Below are 16,455 nucleotides of genomic sequence, written 5' to 3' on the forward strand. Positions count from 1 at the left end.
ACTCTCCCAACCTGATTATTCATTGCTTATTCCATTAAGAATCATTTCTAAATAGAGTTCAGAGAGTTCAGTGTCTGATACTTCTCCTTCTGGTTTAAACCAATAATAATTGCGGTTTAACATTCCTAATACACCAAAAGCTATAATATCTGTCCGTATATTATCCTTAAATTCCCCGCTTATTTTACCTTCTTCTAAAATTTGCTGGAAAATTAAACGAAATTCCTTCCGCTTTTGTTTAATTTGATTCATTTGTTCTTCCGTCAGATGACGCATTTCCCGAAAAACGATGCGGGCATCCTTCCCTTGAGTATCAATTTTACTATTGATTAAATAGATAATTTTATAGAGTTTCTCTTTATAGGTTACGCTGTTATCTTTGAAAATCTTTTGCTGTTCCTCTAATAGTCCTTCTAGGTAAGCTAAATGAATGTCGCGCAATACTTCTTGCTTACTATTAAAATAGTAATAAAATGTTCCTTTAGTCACCCCGAGTTTATCAACAATATCTTGAATGGATGTTTCTTTAAACCCTTTAGAGTCGAATAAGTGTATGCTTTCTTTCAGTATTTTCCTCTTCATATCTTGCGCCTCCTCAATGCAGATGGCATCCATTTTCTGTTGTTCATTGTTGATAAACCGCGGGCTTTAGGCTGATTCTCTTTCAATAACAACCGCAATGCCTTGCCCTCCGCCAATACAGGCAGTAATTAAACCGTATTTTCCATTTGCACGCTTTAGCTCATAAACAGCTTTGGTTATTAGAATTGCGCCAGTCGCACCAAGTGGATGCCCATGTGCAATTGCACCGCCATTCCTATTTAATTTATCCTGATCAAAATTCAGCTCCCTATCACAAGCAATTACTTGAGAGGCAAAAGCTTCATTCAATTCTATTAAGTCCATATCCTCGAGTGTCAGCTTCGATTTCTCCAACAATTTCTTTATGGCTGGCACAGGACCGATTCCCATAATATTTGGATCGACACCAGAAACGGCTGATTCTCGAATAACAGCCAATGGTTTTAATCCAAGACTCTCTGCCTTTTCCCGCGACATAACGACAAGCGCGGAAGCAGCGTCATTTAGCCCAGAGCTATTCCCTGCTGTAACGGAACCATTTTTTACAAATGCTGCCGGCAGCTTATTTAAAGCTTCCATTGTAGTTTGAGGACGAGGATGCTCATCTCGAGAAAAAGATACCGGTTCTCCCTTTCTTACCGGGATAGCAATTGGTACGATTTGCTCTTCAAACCGGCCCTCTTCCATTGCAGCTGCCATTCTTTGTTGGCTGCGAAGAGCAAAGTCATCCTGTTCTTTTCTAGTAATCTGATATTTTTCCACTAAATTTTCTGCCGTGATACCCATAGGAGGATCACCGATTTCTGCTGGTGACAGCTGTGACTTTCGAAATTTTGGGAGACCAGGACTATAAGCTTTCTCAGGCCGTTCCATTAAATAAGGAGCTCGGCTCATACTTTCCGTACCTCCCGCTATATACACATCCCCTGCACCAGCTTGAATGGCTTGTGCGGCTAGGACAACTGCATTTATTCCAGATCCGCATTGTCGATCAATTGTCAGACCAGGCAGGTTCAGCGATAATCCCGCTTGCAACGCAGTCAATCTTGTAATATTTCCTCCGCCGCTAAGCACGTTGCCAAATATGACATCATCAATCTCATCGGCATTTACTTTTGCCCTTTTTACCGCTTCCTTTATTACTTCAGCTCCGAAAACATGGGCAGGAACAGTTGCTAACGCTCCACCCTGCCTTGCTATCGGAGTTCTAACAGCAGATACAATAACAGCATCTCTATTCATTGAACTTTCCTCCTTTGTTAGTTGGCAACCGATCCTCCATCTACCACAATCGTCTCACCTGTCACAAAGTCAGATGCGGCTGATGCCAAGAAGAGCGCAACCCCTTTCAGGTCAGTATCTGATCCAAACTTGCGCAATGGTGTCCCTTGCAGAAACTTATCTCTGCTTTTTTCTATGAGGACTTTCGACATTTTTGTAGGGAAGAAGCCAGGAGCAATCGCATTTACATAGACACCGCGCGGGCCCCATTTTACTGCCAGGTCCTTCGTAAAGGAGATGACTCCTCCCTTGCTGGCGTTATATCCTATCGCATCCATCACTTCAGGATTTGACCCTTTTAGGCCTGCTACTGATGCAATATTAATAATCTTGCCATATTGCTGTTCGAGCATGACTTTACCTGCTGCCTGTGACATTAAGAAAGTGCCAAAAACATTTACATTTAATACTTTTTGAAATGCTTCGATCGGCATTTCCTCTGCGGGAGCGCCCCATGTAGCTCCGCTATTATTAACTAAAATATCAATTCTTCCAAATTTTTCAAGCGTTTCATTTACTACTGCATTCACATCGTCTTGATTAGTGATATCGCACTGTAGTGATAATGTCTTTACACCCATAGTATTTAACTTTTCACTTACAACATCACAGTTCTCTTTCTTTCTTGAACAAAGGACGACGTTCGCCCCTGCTTCAGCAAACCCTACGGCAATTTGCTCTCCTAGGCCGCGGCCTCCACCAGTTACAATCGCAGTCTTTCCTGTCAAATCAAACAGTTCTTTCACATGCATGAAGCGTCCACCTCCACATAATTATTGATATTTTTTCAATTCCTGTCTGGCTATTGCTCTTTTATGCACTTCATCCGGACCATCTGCTAACCTTAAAGTTCTGATATTTGCCCAGCTAGCTGCAAGTGGATAATCCTGGCTTACTCCTGCTGCTCCAAGTGCCTGGATTGCATGATCAATTATCTGTAAAGCCATATTCGGTGCAACTACTTTAATCATCGCAATTTCTGTTTTTGCTGCTTTATTACCAACCGTATCCATCATGTAAGCCGCTTTAAGCGTTAAAAGGCGCGATTGCTCAATATTGATTCTCGCTTCAGCAATCCACTCTTGGATTACACCTTGTTCAGCGAGTTTTTTCCCAAATGCTGTTCTTTCCTGAACACGCTTGCAGAGAATTCCCAACGCTCTCTCTGCTGCGCCGATCGTCCGCATGCAATGATGAATTCTGCCCGGTCCTAGCCTTCCTTGAGCAATTTCGAACCCTCTTCCTTCACCTAAAAGCATATTAGAAGCAGGAACTCTTACGTTTTTAAATTCAATCTCGGCATGGCCATGTGGCGCATGGTCATAACCAAACACTTGCAATGTTCGCTTAATTGTGACACCTGGTGTATCTAGCGGAACAAGAATCATTGATTGCTGTTGATGCTTTGGTGCATGAGGATCGTTTTTCCCCATGACGATGGCAATCTTACATCTTGGATCTCCAGCTCCTGAAGACCACCATTTTGTACCATTTATGATATACTCATCAGCATCACGAATAATACTTGCTTCGATATTCGTTGCATCAGAAGAAGCGACATTTGGTTCAGTCATTGAAAAACATGACCGAATCTCTCCATCCAAAAGCGGACGAAGCCATTTATCTTTATGCTCCTCACTGCCATAACGAACGAGCACTTCCATATTGCCTGTATCTGGTGCAGCGCAATTAAAAACTTCAGGGGCAATGCTTGATCTTCCCATCAGCTCACATAAAGGGGCATACTCCAAGTTGGTTAATCCTCCACCATACTCGCTTTCTGGCAAAAATAAATTCCAGAGCCCTGCGTCTTTTGCTTTTTGCTTTAACTCCTCAATAATTGGAGGATAAGAAGAGAACCGATCGTGACGATCAAGCTGCTCGCTGAAAATTTCCTCGTTTGGAAAAATATGTTCATCCATAAAATCACTAATTTTTTTTCGGTAGTTTTCCACCTTTTCTGAATACTCAAAATTCAAATCCAACACTTCCTTCCTTGTTTCATTCAACTTTGTTTATGCATATTTGCTGAATTTCACCTTTCCTTTTAATACAGGCTGACCTTTTTGATTGATCGCGTGAACTGCAAAATAAATGCTGTCATTTTCTTCACGTTCAGCCGACGCCCTAAGCGTTATGACATCATCAATAAATACCATTCCTGAAAAGCGAATTTGATAGTCTTCTATAAGCCCTTCATCATAATACGGTGTAAAAAGCTTAGCCAAATTCCCCATAGTCCACATTCCATGAGCGATAATACCAGGCAATCCTGCTTTTGCCGCTTCTGCATCGACCGTATGGATCGGATTGAAATCTCCTGAAGCACCAGAGTATTTAATTAAATCCATTCGTGAGACTGGATCGAGTATTACTTCTAACCTTTCACCAATATTAATCTCTGATAATGTTTTCATACTTTCATCGCCTTCCTGACAGCTTCAGTAATAATCGTCACTGCTTCCTCTGTAAAAATTAGCTTTCCATCGCTATCTTCACCATATCGTTTCACTGACAAAAAGCCCATCAATCCATTACTGCCTGTTTTTTCATAATAATCCTGCACTTCTGTCCAGCAATAAATATCCTCCCCAACAACTAATGGCCTGGTGTAATGGTATTTTTGCTCGCCATGTATCAATCCTTTTGACGGAAGATTTAAGCCATCGATTTTACCGGCATCGAATATTCTTGGAAAAGTTGGCGGCGCGATATTATTTCCGTACCTAGAATTCCTGCCCACTTCCTCATCGATAAAAATCGGATGTGGATCGCCGATGGACTCAGCGAACCGCTTGACAAGGCCTCGCTCGACAGTATTTTTCACTTTTTCAGATACACTGCCTTTAAAATGTTCGTACATACTATTCACCTCTTGAATTAATTTTTTGGACCGCCGGCAACATAGATTACTTGACCGCTTACAAATGATGATTTTTCATCTGCAAAGAAAGCCACAGCATTTGCAATATCAGAAGGCTGGCCGCTTCTGGCAACTGGAATTGCACTAATTGCACCTTGAACAAAATCCTCAAAAGGAATGCCAACACGGGCTGCAGTGGCCTTAGTCATTTCCGTTTCGATAAATCCTGGAGCGACAGAGTTTGCTGTTATTCCATATTTTCCAAGTTCAATCGCAAGTGTCTTTGTCAACCCTTGCAAACCTGCTTTAGCTGTAGCGTAATTTGATTGGCCGCGGTTTCCTAACGCAGAGGTTGAGGAAATGCTGATAATCCGCCCGTATTTTTGTTCGACCATATATTTTTGTGCTGCACGCGCAGCATTAAATGATCCTTTCAAATGAACATCCATTACAAGCTGCCAGTCCTCATCTGTCATTTTAAACAACAAATTGTCTCTAATAACACCCGCATTATTTACTAATATATCTAGAGTGCCAAATTGTTTAATAGTTTCAGCCATAGCTGCTTCCACTTCTTCCTTCTCAGTCACACTAGCCTTTTTAACAAGAATGTTATAGCCTTTATCTTTAAATTCCGTCTCTGTTTCCTGAAGCGCTTCATCGTTAATATCGATAATGGAAATCTTCGCCCCCTCTTCTGCTAATTGCAATGCGACGCCCTTACCTATTCCTCTGCTGCCGCCAGTAATAAAAGCTGTTCTCCCTGCAAATCTTGCACTCATTAGAACTCCTCCTAGGAATTAAAAATTTTACGGTTTTTTATAATTGCTGACCTAGCTTTACATGCCCTTTAATTAGGTTTCTGGAAATAATTAATCTTTGAATTTCATCTGTTCCATCGTAAATTCTCCATAATCTCGCTTCACGGTACCACCTTTCAATTGGTAGCTCTCTCGTATAGCCCATTCCTCCATGTATTTGCATCACCCGATCTACGACTCGATTGCCCATATTGGATCCATAAAGCTTTGCCATTGAGGCATAGTGGCGGTTATCTTCTCCCTGATCCAGTGTAAAAGCGGCATTCAAAACAAGCCATTTTGCAGCTTCTATCTCTACTGCTGAATCAGCGATTTGCCATTGAATTGCCTGTCTTTCCGCAATCGGCTTTCCGAATGTTTCTCTTTCTTTCGCATAATCAATCGCCATTTGCAATAATCGCTCAGCGGCCCCAACTGCACGGGCGCCGACAATCCAACGGGCGAACCCAATCCATTCAAGTCCGAGATTATATCCTCCATGCAATTCTCCTAAAATATTTTCCTCTGGAACTCTAACATTATCAAACACAAGTCCAGCAGGCCCCCATTCACCCATTGTGTGAATAAACTCTGACTTCCACCCCATCTCTCTGTCCGCTATAAAGCACGTGACACCTTGACGGCCCTTTGAGCTTTTATGGAGTTCTTTATCTGTAATCGCGATGACCATTACAAAGTCCGCTTCGTTTCCGCCAGTAATAAATGTTTTTTCCCCATTTAAAACCCATTCATTTCCGTCCTTGACAGCTGTCATCTTAATATTTTGCGTATCTGATCCTGCACTCGGCTCAGTCATTGCAAAACACGATTTCTTTTCTCCATTAATGGTAGGAATTAAATAGTTTCTTTTCTGTTCTTCATTCCCGTAATAAAGAATATTGTCAGCAGAGCCGCCAAAATTAAACGGCACAAAAGTTTTTGAAACTTCCATGGACACAATCGCCTGCATCATCTGACCAAGATTGGCTCCTCCATATTCTTCCGGTGTATTAATGCCCCAGAACCCTGCTTCCTTTGCCTTGAGCTGCAGATTACTTTGAATTTCTTTTGACAAGCTCGGCCTTCCTTCTCGTTCGTTTCGCAAAACATCATTTTCAAGCGGAATTAATTCTTTTTCTACAAATTTTCTGATTGTTTGCTGGACCATTTTTTGCTCTTCTGTTAGTCGTAAATACATAAATAACAGCTCCTTTTATTTAATAATACTAACCAGTTAGTATGTTAATGATAGTTATATTTGTAACTGTTCCTTTAAACTTCGTTTTAGGATTTTTCCAACTGCAGTTTTCGGAAATTCTTGCAAAAACTCTACAGCGTGCGGAACTTTGTATACAGCTAATTGATCTCTGCAATACTGAATCAGTTCTTCTTCAGATAACTGTTCATTCTCCTTTAACACCACAAATGCCTTGACTGTTTCTCCTCGATACGGATCAGGAACGCCAACCACTGCAGCTTCAAGCACTTTTGGATGAGCGTACAAAATGTCCTCCACTTCAATAGGATATACATTGTAGCCGCTTGCAATAATTAATTCCTTTTTTCTGCCAATAATATAAAAATACCCGTCACTATCCATCTTCGCGAGATCACCTGTATAAAGCCAGCCATTTCGTAAGGCATGCTCAGTTTCTTCAGGCAATTTCCAATAACCTTTCATTACTTGTGGCCCTTTTACGATTAACTCTCCTACTTCACCGACAGTCATTTCAGCTGTACCCGTTGCTGCATCCACAATTCTCGCATCTGTATTTGGTATTGGAATGCCGATACTGCCAGCTTTTTGCAATCCATTAATTGGATTTCTATGTGTAACAGGAGAAGCTTCTGACAGCCCAAACCCTTCAGCAACCTTTGTTCCGCTAGTTTCGTTGAACTGCTTTAGCACTTCTGCTGGCAATGGGGCTGAACCGCTGCTGCAAGTCTTCAAACAACTAAGATTAAAAGGTCTTACTTTAAAATAATTTAACAAGGCGATATACATTGTAGGTACGCCGGGAAAAATAGAAGGCTTTGTTTGTTCTATGATATTTACAACTTCTTCCGGTTGAAATCTAGGAATAAGTATTAAATTCCCTCCTATATAAAAGGTCAGGTTCATGCAGCTAGTCATGCCATATACATGAAATAATGGTGAAATTGACAGCACCCTTTCTTCACCTAACACTGTTCTGGATACAGCTGTTGCATAGCTTTGCAATGTATTAGATACAAGATTATAATGTGTGAGCATTGCCCCCTTTGCCCGTCCAGTCGTACCGCCTGTATATTGTAGGACTGCGATATCCTCCCGGGGGTTTATTGAGACAGCAGGTGCTTTTAATCCTCTCTCCTGAATAAGCTCATCAAATTTGGAACCGCTTTCAAAAGATACAGAAATAACTTCATTTAATAAGGTTTCTCCCTGTATCTCCTCAACTGTTGCTAGCATTTGTTCCAACACAATCATGACAGTTGCCCCGGAATCATTTAATACATGCATAAGCTCTGATGACTTGTATAAAGGATTGATTTGTACAATTGTTGCTCCACACGCCAGTGCAGCATAATATGCAATAGGATATTGAGGACAGTTAGGCAGCATGAGCGCTACCCTGACTCCCTTTTTAACACCGAGATTGTATAATGAACCGGCTGCGCTATCAATCATTTGGTCTAGCTGCTTATAAGTATATGTCTTTTGCTGAAAGGTTATAGCGGTATGATTGGCATATTTATGTGCAGATTGCTTGAAGAGTTCTAGAAGAGTAATGTCTGGGATGTCGATTTCTCTTGGATTTCCTTCAGCAACATGTTTGTACCAAGGTCTTTCCATAGATAAATCACAACCTTTTTGGATAATAGAAACTGACCGATCAGTATGTTCAGAATATTCAATAATTATAATAACAAACTTTTATCCCTTTGCCAACTACTTTCTAATAATTGACTATTTTTTTTGCAGTGATTTCCTAATTTCAATATCATCAATGATCGAAGATACAATATGAAGCGTATCCCATTCACCATTAGATAGCTGGATCATGCCATATTTCTTCGGAAAAAGTCTTTCTTTAATTTCCTGAACTGAACCACCCTCGTTATAAAGTTTCTCTACCTTTTCATATAGATTTTCTAAGTAATCTATCTTCCTTTTTATTTGTACCTTACCATTTGCATGATAGCCTGAATGTGCACAAAACATAGATTGAAAATCATATGTCAGCAGCTTCTTTAATGATTGAATAATCACAGGTATTGATTCTGTGTCCATTGCAATTCTTGTATGAGGATCGACATAAAGATCGCCTGAAAACATCATACCTCTTTCTTTATTAAACAGGGCGATATGATCGTCAGCATGACCAGGAGTATAAATGACTTCCCATGTGTAATGATTAGAACTTATTGTACTTCCTAGAGGTAAGGCATGAAATGCCTCCCGTGTCCCCCATGTGTTCTGCCTGTATTTTGGATAAGGAGTGTGTTGCGCGCATATCTCTACTCCTTTTGAATGTACAAATACCGGCAGCTTCATTTCTTCAGCAAACCACGGGCAATTACCTGAATGGTCTTCATGACTATGCGTCAAAACGACTTTGTTAAGTGAAAGAGATTCATAAAAAGGGACAAGCTCTGTTTGTAAATTTTTCGGACCTGTATCAACTACTATTCCATCAACAATAAATGAATAAATCGTTCTCACAACTTTCCCGTTTCTCTCCAGACCTCCTTCCGCACAAATAACCCCATCATGTTTATAAATTGTTAGCATATAACTCATCCTTTTTTTCTTGATTATCATCAATAAACTTTAAGATACTATAAATTGTATGAACAACTGGTGTAGCTAAATTCATTTCATTTGCTTGTTTGACTAAATAGCCGCACATTGATTCTACTTCCATCCTCTTGCCTTTTAAACGGTCCTGAAGCATGGAAGTTTGATGTGTTCTCGCAAATTCCGCCCTCGAAAATATCTTATTCATCGCTTTCTCAATATCTACTTTTATCCCTTTACAGTTAGCAACCATGACCGCTTCTTTGCATATTTCTTCCGCTGTTTTCTTCAATTGCTGATTATCAAGGATTTCTCCTACTTTGGCACCTGTTATTGCAGTTAACGGATTAAAGGTGATATTCCATAAAAACTTACTCCATTTTGTTTCTAATATATTTTCAGCATGTCTTGCATCTATGCTGGCATTAGAAAATAGTTGAACAATCATTTCACAGCTGGCCTTTGCACTTTGTGCAAGCTCCCCAACCATAAGATAAAATGAACTGCTTTGCCGCACTGTGCCGGGAGTATCAATCGCCGCTTGAACATATGTAGCAGCTGATAACACCCGGTTTTCACCAAATATCTTTATTAAATATTCTTCATTATCCACACCATTTTGCATTGTTAATATTTTTGCTTCTTTGTTGAGAATAGCAGCCAATTTATTTGCCATTTCAATGGTGTCTATTGCCTTTACGCAAAAAAGCACAATATCTGAGTCGGCTAAATCTAATATGTCAATAGTAAAATGTCCAGTGACTGCAATTTTCTCCTCGCCTTTTATAATCGTTAATCCGCTTTCCTTTAACGTATGATAATGATCCCCTCTTGCCAAAAAAGTGACATCATTATTATTTGCTGCAAGCAAACCTCCAAAAAAACTTCCTACTGCACCGGCACCAGCCACACCTATCTTCATTTCCATCCCCCTTTTTTCTACACGTCTTTTCCATGAGATTACATGATTGACTTTTGAGCTTCTCTGCTCCTTCCCACACAATCACTGATGCTCATCTAGATTCTTAATAGAGCGTCCTTTTGTGTCATGACGATTCATCCTTTTAATGCTATGCTGCTATTCTAATAATAAGTTAATAAAAAACAGAAAATTCTTTAAATGCATTCTACTCTTAACGATAGATTTCAGCAAACAGTATATTTATTACTAAATCAACAAACGGAATAAGTTAAAATTCAATAGAATGAGCCCGGCACAATACCGGACTCATTCTACGGTGCGTCTATCCTTTTGGGGTCACTTCAGGGCGAAGCGACGAAGCGGCATGACGCTCGAACCGCTTGAAAGCGAGCGGTAAGCCTCGGAAAATCTCAAATCATTCATCTTAATTTCTGGATGCTCGCTCTTTAGCAGGTCGCAGAGAAGTCACACTTCTTTTATCCAATCAGTTTTGGGTCTATTGTCACGATATAATGAAGAAATATTTAATCTTCACTGTCCAGCCAAAGATTTTCGACATGCCGTTTTTGCTGTTTTTTATTTATTTTCCGATATTCTTTTGATTTAAAAATAATATTAAAATCATAATCTGGCGGATATAATTCATCTCTTTTAATATTTAATTTTAAACGCTTATGGTTGATCGCCTTCTTTTCATTCTTTATTTGAATAATATATTCTCCATTTGCATCTGGCCCTTTATAAACAATTCCGCTCTCCGCAGTTTCAGTAATGATTACATGATCACCTTGGTCTAATTGAAGTATCACCGGCTTTGTTTGCGTCTTCTTGGCTGTCTTCCGTGCATATTTATTAATACTTATTTGCTTATCATAGTAAGGAAGCTTTAATTGAGCATGATCAATTGTGCTCTCAAATGGAGCAGCCTTCTTATAAGTGATTTGGTGCGCTTTTTCAATCAGTTTTGGATGGAGTCCAAGCTTCATCGCAATTGCAAATGCCTGACTTTTTCCACTCTGGCCAAATAAGAGACGATAGGTTGGCTGCAATGATTCAACATCAAATTCCATTGTTGCATTAAGAAATCCGTCTTTCTTGTCAGCAAACTCCTTCATTTCACTATAATGGGTTGTTGCAAATATCGTTGCTCCTTTTAAGAAAAGCTGCTCCAGAATTACAATTGCCAACGCCATCCCTTCACCTGGATCTGTTCCAGACCCGAGCTCATCTAATAATACAAGTGATCGATCATTAGTTGCGCGCAAAATTTCGATAATATTTACTAGCCTGGAACTGAATGTACTTAAATTCTGTTCAATACTCTGTCCATCGCCTATATCAAGGTAGACATTTTGAAAGATAGCAATACTGCTGCCAGATGCAGCTGGAATTGGCAGTCCTGATTGTGCCATTAAGGTTAATAGGCCGACCGTTTTCAACGTCACAGTTTTTCCACCTGTATTTGGTCCAGTAATTACAAGTGCCCTATGATGTTCTCCAAACGTAATTGACAATGGAACTGCTTTTGCGCCCAGCATTGGATGACGAGCTTCTTTAAGCTCTAGAAAATAATCTTCATTTAACAGAGGGATACTTGCTTCAATTTTTCTGCTATAGGCAGCTTTAGCAAATAAAACATCATAATGGTGAAAAGTATCAATGGCAATCAAAATCATCTGCTCATTCGTTAACAGGCCTGCAGTCAACTCATAAAGGATGCGTTCAACCTCTTGCTCTTCACTTATTTTCATCAACTCTATTTCACCTTGTATGGCCTGAAGCTCAATTGGTTCGATAAACAGAGTTGCGCCGGAAGCAGAGGTATCCAATACCGTTCCTTGTATTTTATTGCGGAATTCTCTTTTTACTGCAAGAGCGAACCTGCCGTTTCTCTCTGAAACTACTGTCTCCTGTAACATGCTGCTGTATCGTTTAGACTTAACAATCTGTTTTGATTTTTCCTTCAGCTTATCTAATAAGATTGATAACTGCCGTCGCAAATACGCTAAGCTGCTTGACGCATGATCATCCACTTGTCCATGCCTAATGGCCCCGTTTATTTTTGCTTCAACATCGCTTAAATCCCCAATTGATTCAGCATAAAGGCTTACATGCGGCGCGACATAGCTTTTATCTTTCATAAATTGTTTAAGTTTCAGACAGTGCTGAAGGAATGAGAGTACATACATAAATTGATCTGCACGGATATGCATACCTTTCTTTGCCTGATTAATCAGAAACTCCATTTCATCAAGTGTATGAATCGGAATGCTGCTACTAATTTTAAGAATCTCTATTGCCTCTTTAACTTCCTCCAGCATTCCTTCTATTTTTCTTTTGTTTTGCTGCGGTTGAATGGATTTAATTGATTCCTTTCCCTTCGAGGTTTTTGCAAATTCCGAAATATCTTCTAGAATTTCTTGAAAACCGAGCACATCAAATGTTTGCTTATTCATTGATTCTTCCTCCTTAAATTATCTTCTGTAATTTTTTTCCATAAAAAAACCGCCATGAACAATAAGCTCATGACGGTAAGAAGAACATGCTGACAATTTTTGCGCACACTTAAATACGCAAAAAAGCTATGACAAAACATGCCATAGCTTGACAGACTCTTCTATGCTATGATGCTTGTTCTTAACAATTCTTGAAAATGCGCATAATAAATAGAACTAGCTTCATGCCAGTTTTTGCATAATCAAGACCGTATCAAGTTAACGGTTAGTTAAGAACACTCACACTCATAAAAAAATCTCCTTTTTTAGGGAAAAATAATTCTCTTTTTACAATAAAGTGTTTTTATATAAATGTCAATAGGTAACTAAGTCAGTCACCGGCAGTACCTACTTTTTCGCTATAACGTTCTCTTAGTTGATATTTTAGTATTTTTCCTGAAGTGTTGCGCGGCAATTGATCCATTTCGTAAAAAATTCGGGGGATTTTATAGCTAGCAAGTTCTTCACGGCAAAATTCCTGCAAATCATTAAAATCAATCTTGTTCCCTTCTTTTGCTACAACGACAGCAGAAACAGTTTCACCCCACACTTCATGAGGTATTCCAATGACAGCCGCCTCTAGTATATTAGGATGTTTATATAAGACTTGTTCGACTTCTGTTGAATATACATTTTCACCGCCAGAAATAATCATATCTTTTTTGCGGTCAACTAGCGTGATAAATCCTTCGTTATCAATGGTTGCCAAATCTCCAGTATAAAGCCAGCCATTCTTCAATACTTTGCTCGTCTCCTCCGGATTTTTATAATAACCCTTCATCACAGACTCGCTTTTTAATATAAACTCCCCTACCTCGCCGGGCATTACATCTTCCCCGTTGACGTTGACCACCTTCGCATCGTTGCGGTAATCTGCTTTCCCTGATGCACCGAGCTTTGTCTTATGATATTCCGGTATTAAAAAAACACCGCCGGGTCCGCCTTCCGTTTGCCCGCACATATTAAAAAATTGATCTGTTCCAAACATCTCCATGGACTGTGTTAATACCGAAACCGGCATTGGCGCTGCTCCATAACCGCAGCGGCGCACACTTGATAGGTCATATTCCTTTCGATTTGGCACCTGCAATAAAAAGTTATACATTGTAGGAACAGCGAAAAACAAACTAACCTTGTACTTATCTATATCTTTTAAAGTTTGAACAGGATTGAAATCTTGACTGATTATCTGAGTACAACCAAGCATTGTACCCGGTACAAGAAATAAATTTAGTTGAGCACAATGGAATAGTGGTGCTAAATGTATTAGCTTATCTTCCGTTCCCATCTTAAACATAATTGTCGTTCCAAGAGCTACATGCAGGACACGGTGATGATCCAAGACAACGCCCTTTGGCTTGCCAGTTGTCCCAGACGTGTACATAATCTCGGCATCATCAGACTCCAGCACTTCCACATTCGGATTATTTATATTGCTGCTCAAAAATTCAACTAACAGCTTCTGATTTCCTACCTTATTTATTCCTGTAACAATTTGCAGTCGAACATTCGGGCTCCCATCAACCGCTTTAGCGACAGTTTCCTTAAGCTCACCATCAGCAAAGACAATCGTAGAATCGGAGTGATTGATAATGAAGCTTGCCTCTTTTGCTGTTAAGCGAAAGTTAACAGGCACCGCTACTGCCCCCGCTTTTAAAATGGCATAATAAACAAAAGCAAATTGCGCAGAATTTTTCATCATTAACGCGATTTTATCACCTTTTTTCACGCCATCATTGACTAGGGCATTGGCAATCCGGTTGACCTCCTGATTGTATTGTTCATACGTAAAAACATCATCCTCAAAAATGATCGCCGTTTTGCCAGCATTATTACACGCATTTCTTTCTAAGCCTTCGATTAAATTCATTGACCATCCTCCATTTACAATTATTTAAATTATCGCTAAAATGATCGCGTTTTCATTTATTTAAATATTATCAATTTTTAGACTATTAATCAATATTATTTAACTTAAGAAAAAAGCTGACTAAACTATTAGCAGCTGGAGGTGCAAATATTCACAGTTACTTTGAATTTATGATACAAATTGCTAATTTAACATAATCTCATTATGTAAACTGAATTTTCAATTCAGAACAATGATTGACACTACAATCTGTTGCAAATATCTTTGGTATAATAAAAGCTTGAGGATAGAATCCTCAAGCTTAATTCAGTCGACTATTTTTTTTGCAGGTGAATCCTTTTTCAGTTTAAAATCAAATTCTCTTGCATTTTCATAACCTGGATCTAAGTAACTGGATTTCTCATCACTTTTTGAAGCAATTTTGAAATCATCAAAAGAAGCATATTCTTCCTCCATCCATACCCAAATGCTGGTTTTACCTTTTTCTTTATGAAAGACATTTTTTTGTAGTTTATTATCTTTGTTGCTTATAAAATAGTTGGCGATAAATAAGCCGGATGGCCCTGCAGTCAAAATATTTTTTTCAATCAAATTGTTTTTTGTATCATGCTGTAATAACAGCTCTCCTCCATCTAATCCTTTTGTATCATTTTGATATAAAATATTATGAGAGATTGTAGAATTCTTCGTTCCTCCACGATTTTCATCATAACCGCCAAGCGCTATTCCTGTGTAAAAGTTATGATAAATCATATTGTTTATTATGCTAATATTATCAGCATACCTATTAGCATGCTCCGATGTTGCTTCAATCCCAATATCGCATTTATAGATAGTATTGTTATCAATCGTAATATTTTTCCCACCATCTACATAAATTCCGGCAGCAGAGTAATCTTCCCCGTAAGCATGATTGCCGTATGAAGTTATTTCATACACTTTATTATTATTCACAACTCCATTTCGCACATAGTCAGCTTTTTTATTATTAGAAGTACCCTCATAGCCAATTAAATCTATACCAATATTATCATTTTGGCGAACGAGATTATTTTCCACCTTAAAGCCGTCAATATTGCCGTTTAGTACAAGCGATTCACTAGATCCAAGTTTTAAATTTTCAACCGTATTATTTAAAATGTTGATATCTTTCATCGGGCCAGTGCCGTATACTGCGATTCCGTGAGCATTTCCATCATCTGCATCGGTTTCAATTCGTTTCACATGATTATTTTCTAAAGTAATATGGCTACTCGACCCTGTTACATAAATCCCCATGACTGTTTCATCAGTTAAATTGGTCGTTAAATCCATCATTGTTAATCCACTTATCGTTACATAATTTTTATTATCTATCGTAACTAAGGATGTATCCCCTTCAGCACTCTTGGCATCCTTACCGCTAAGAATAACCTGATCATTTTTATAGGGTTTAAAAATAATAGGTTTAGATTTAGTACCACTATGTTTAATGACAAGCTTTTCATCGTAGGTACCTTTTCGAATGAATACGGTAGTCCCCGCCTTAGCTTCTAAAGCGGCTTTTTTTATCGTGCGAAATGGCTTTGATTTTGTACCATCATTTTGATCATTTCCATTAACAGCAACGTATATAGTCTTATCCTGTTCGGCTTTAGAAATATTTAATGAAATAACGACCGTGATAGCAGCTGCGGCCAAGAGGATAATAATCATTTTCTTCATTTCATCATTCCTTATTAAAATCTAATTCATAATTTTCATCATATACTGAGGTATATGAAAATACTATTCTGATATCAAATCCAAGTGATTCTTTTTCAATTGCCAGCTTTGGACAGCTCTATAACAAATCTGCCCATTCGTATTATAAGGTCAATCA

The 16,455-nt window shown here is 38.9% G+C and carries 14 protein-coding genes; all 14 read right to left on the reverse strand.

The annotated features are described in order from the left end of the window. Positions 1-15: 15 nt before the first annotated feature. Positions 16-582 (reverse strand): TetR/AcrR family transcriptional regulator, encoded by a 567-nt coding sequence (locus tag CWS20_RS25765; protein ID WP_066197701.1) that lies wholly within the window; start codon positions 580-582, stop codon positions 16-18. A gap of 66 nt (positions 583-648) precedes the next feature. Next, positions 649-1,824, reverse strand: coding sequence for a thiolase family protein (locus CWS20_RS25770; RefSeq protein ID WP_066197698.1), 1,176 nt, complete (start codon positions 1,822-1,824; stop codon positions 649-651). A gap of 17 nt (positions 1,825-1,841) precedes the next feature. After that, positions 1,842-2,615 carry an SDR family oxidoreductase gene (locus CWS20_RS25775; protein ID WP_066197696.1) on the reverse strand — a complete coding sequence of 258 codons (774 nt, stop codon included), beginning with the start codon at positions 2,613-2,615 and terminating at the stop codon, positions 1,842-1,844. Positions 2,616-2,636: 21 nt separating this feature from the next. Beyond that, positions 2,637-3,842 (reverse strand): acyl-CoA dehydrogenase, encoded by a 1,206-nt coding sequence (locus tag CWS20_RS25780; protein WP_066201590.1) that lies wholly within the window; start codon positions 3,840-3,842, stop codon positions 2,637-2,639. Between the two features lie 36 nt (positions 3,843-3,878). Further along, entirely contained in the window at positions 3,879-4,280 is a 402-nt protein-coding gene (locus CWS20_RS25785) for a MaoC/PaaZ C-terminal domain-containing protein (RefSeq protein ID WP_066197693.1), read from the reverse strand. After that, positions 4,277-4,726: a MaoC family dehydratase N-terminal domain-containing protein gene (locus tag CWS20_RS25790; RefSeq protein WP_066197684.1), complete on the reverse strand. Its 450-nt coding sequence runs from the start codon at positions 4,724-4,726 to the stop codon at positions 4,277-4,279. Before CWS20_RS25790 ends, CWS20_RS25785 begins: the two co-directional genes overlap by 4 nt. 17 nt (positions 4,727-4,743) lie before the next feature. Then, the gene (fabG, locus tag CWS20_RS25795; RefSeq protein ID WP_066197682.1) at positions 4,744-5,508 is read right to left on the reverse strand and encodes a 3-oxoacyl-ACP reductase FabG; all 765 of its coding nucleotides are present in this window, start codon (positions 5,506-5,508) and stop codon (positions 4,744-4,746) included. Positions 5,509-5,545: 37 nt separating this feature from the next. Beyond that, the gene (locus tag CWS20_RS25800; protein WP_066197679.1) at positions 5,546-6,724 is read right to left on the reverse strand and encodes an acyl-CoA dehydrogenase family protein; all 1,179 of its coding nucleotides are present in this window, start codon (positions 6,722-6,724) and stop codon (positions 5,546-5,548) included. Positions 6,725-6,778: 54 nt separating this feature from the next. After that, positions 6,779-8,362 (reverse strand): long-chain-fatty-acid--CoA ligase, encoded by a 1,584-nt coding sequence (locus CWS20_RS25805; RefSeq protein ID WP_066197677.1) that lies wholly within the window; start codon positions 8,360-8,362, stop codon positions 6,779-6,781. A 114-nt stretch (positions 8,363-8,476) separates the two neighbouring features. Further along, entirely contained in the window at positions 8,477-9,301 is an 825-nt protein-coding gene (locus CWS20_RS25810) for an MBL fold metallo-hydrolase (protein WP_066197673.1), read from the reverse strand. Next, on the reverse strand, positions 9,285-10,229 hold the full coding sequence (locus CWS20_RS25815) for a ketopantoate reductase family protein (RefSeq protein ID WP_066197670.1): 945 nt from the start codon (positions 10,227-10,229) through the stop codon (positions 9,285-9,287). Before CWS20_RS25815 ends, CWS20_RS25810 begins: the two co-directional genes overlap by 17 nt. A gap of 524 nt (positions 10,230-10,753) precedes the next feature. After that, positions 10,754-12,685 (reverse strand): endonuclease MutS2, encoded by a 1,932-nt coding sequence (locus CWS20_RS25820; protein ID WP_066197667.1) that lies wholly within the window; start codon positions 12,683-12,685, stop codon positions 10,754-10,756. Between the two features lie 370 nt (positions 12,686-13,055). Then, positions 13,056-14,594: a class I adenylate-forming enzyme family protein gene (locus tag CWS20_RS25825; RefSeq protein WP_066197663.1), complete on the reverse strand. Its 1,539-nt coding sequence runs from the start codon at positions 14,592-14,594 to the stop codon at positions 13,056-13,058. 306 nt (positions 14,595-14,900) lie between these two features. Then, a complete protein-coding gene (locus CWS20_RS25830) occupies positions 14,901-16,298 on the reverse strand; it encodes a right-handed parallel beta-helix repeat-containing protein (protein ID WP_066197660.1) in 1,398 nt (465 codons plus the stop codon). Positions 16,299-16,455: the final 157 nt, after the last annotated feature.

The organism is Cytobacillus horneckiae (assembly GCF_002835735.1).
In the GTDB taxonomy this organism is placed as follows: domain Bacteria; phylum Bacillota; class Bacilli; order Bacillales; family Cytobacillaceae; genus Cytobacillus; species Cytobacillus horneckiae.

Coding starts and splice junctions, on each gene's coding strand:
- CWS20_RS25775 (WP_066197696.1), bottom strand. CDS start 2,615: ATGCATGTGAAAGAACTGTTTGATTTGACAGGAAAGACTGCGATTGTA.
- CWS20_RS25770 (WP_066197698.1), bottom strand. CDS start 1,824: ATGAATAGAGATGCTGTTATTGTATCTGCTGTTAGAACTCCGATAGCA.
- CWS20_RS25765 (WP_066197701.1), bottom strand. CDS start 582: ATGAAGAGGAAAATACTGAAAGAAAGCATACACTTATTCGACTCTAAA.
- CWS20_RS25785 (WP_066197693.1), bottom strand. CDS start 4,280: ATGAAAACATTATCAGAGATTAATATTGGTGAAAGGTTAGAAGTAATA.
- CWS20_RS25815 (WP_066197670.1), bottom strand. CDS start 10,229: ATGAAGATAGGTGTGGCTGGTGCCGGTGCAGTAGGAAGTTTTTTTGGA.
- CWS20_RS25810 (WP_066197673.1), bottom strand. CDS start 9,301: ATGCTAACAATTTATAAACATGATGGGGTTATTTGTGCGGAAGGAGGT.
- CWS20_RS25805 (WP_066197677.1), bottom strand. CDS start 8,362: ATGGAAAGACCTTGGTACAAACATGTTGCTGAAGGAAATCCAAGAGAA.
- CWS20_RS25800 (WP_066197679.1), bottom strand. CDS start 6,724: ATGTATTTACGACTAACAGAAGAGCAAAAAATGGTCCAGCAAACAATC.
- fabG (WP_066197682.1), bottom strand. CDS start 5,508: ATGAGTGCAAGATTTGCAGGGAGAACAGCTTTTATTACTGGCGGCAGC.
- CWS20_RS25790 (WP_066197684.1), bottom strand. CDS start 4,726: ATGTACGAACATTTTAAAGGCAGTGTATCTGAAAAAGTGAAAAATACT.
- CWS20_RS25830 (WP_066197660.1), bottom strand. CDS start 16,298: ATGAAGAAAATGATTATTATCCTCTTGGCCGCAGCTGCTATCACGGTC.
- CWS20_RS25820 (WP_066197667.1), bottom strand. CDS start 12,685: ATGAATAAGCAAACATTTGATGTGCTCGGTTTTCAAGAAATTCTAGAA.
- CWS20_RS25825 (WP_066197663.1), bottom strand. CDS start 14,594: ATGAATTTAATCGAAGGCTTAGAAAGAAATGCGTGTAATAATGCTGGC.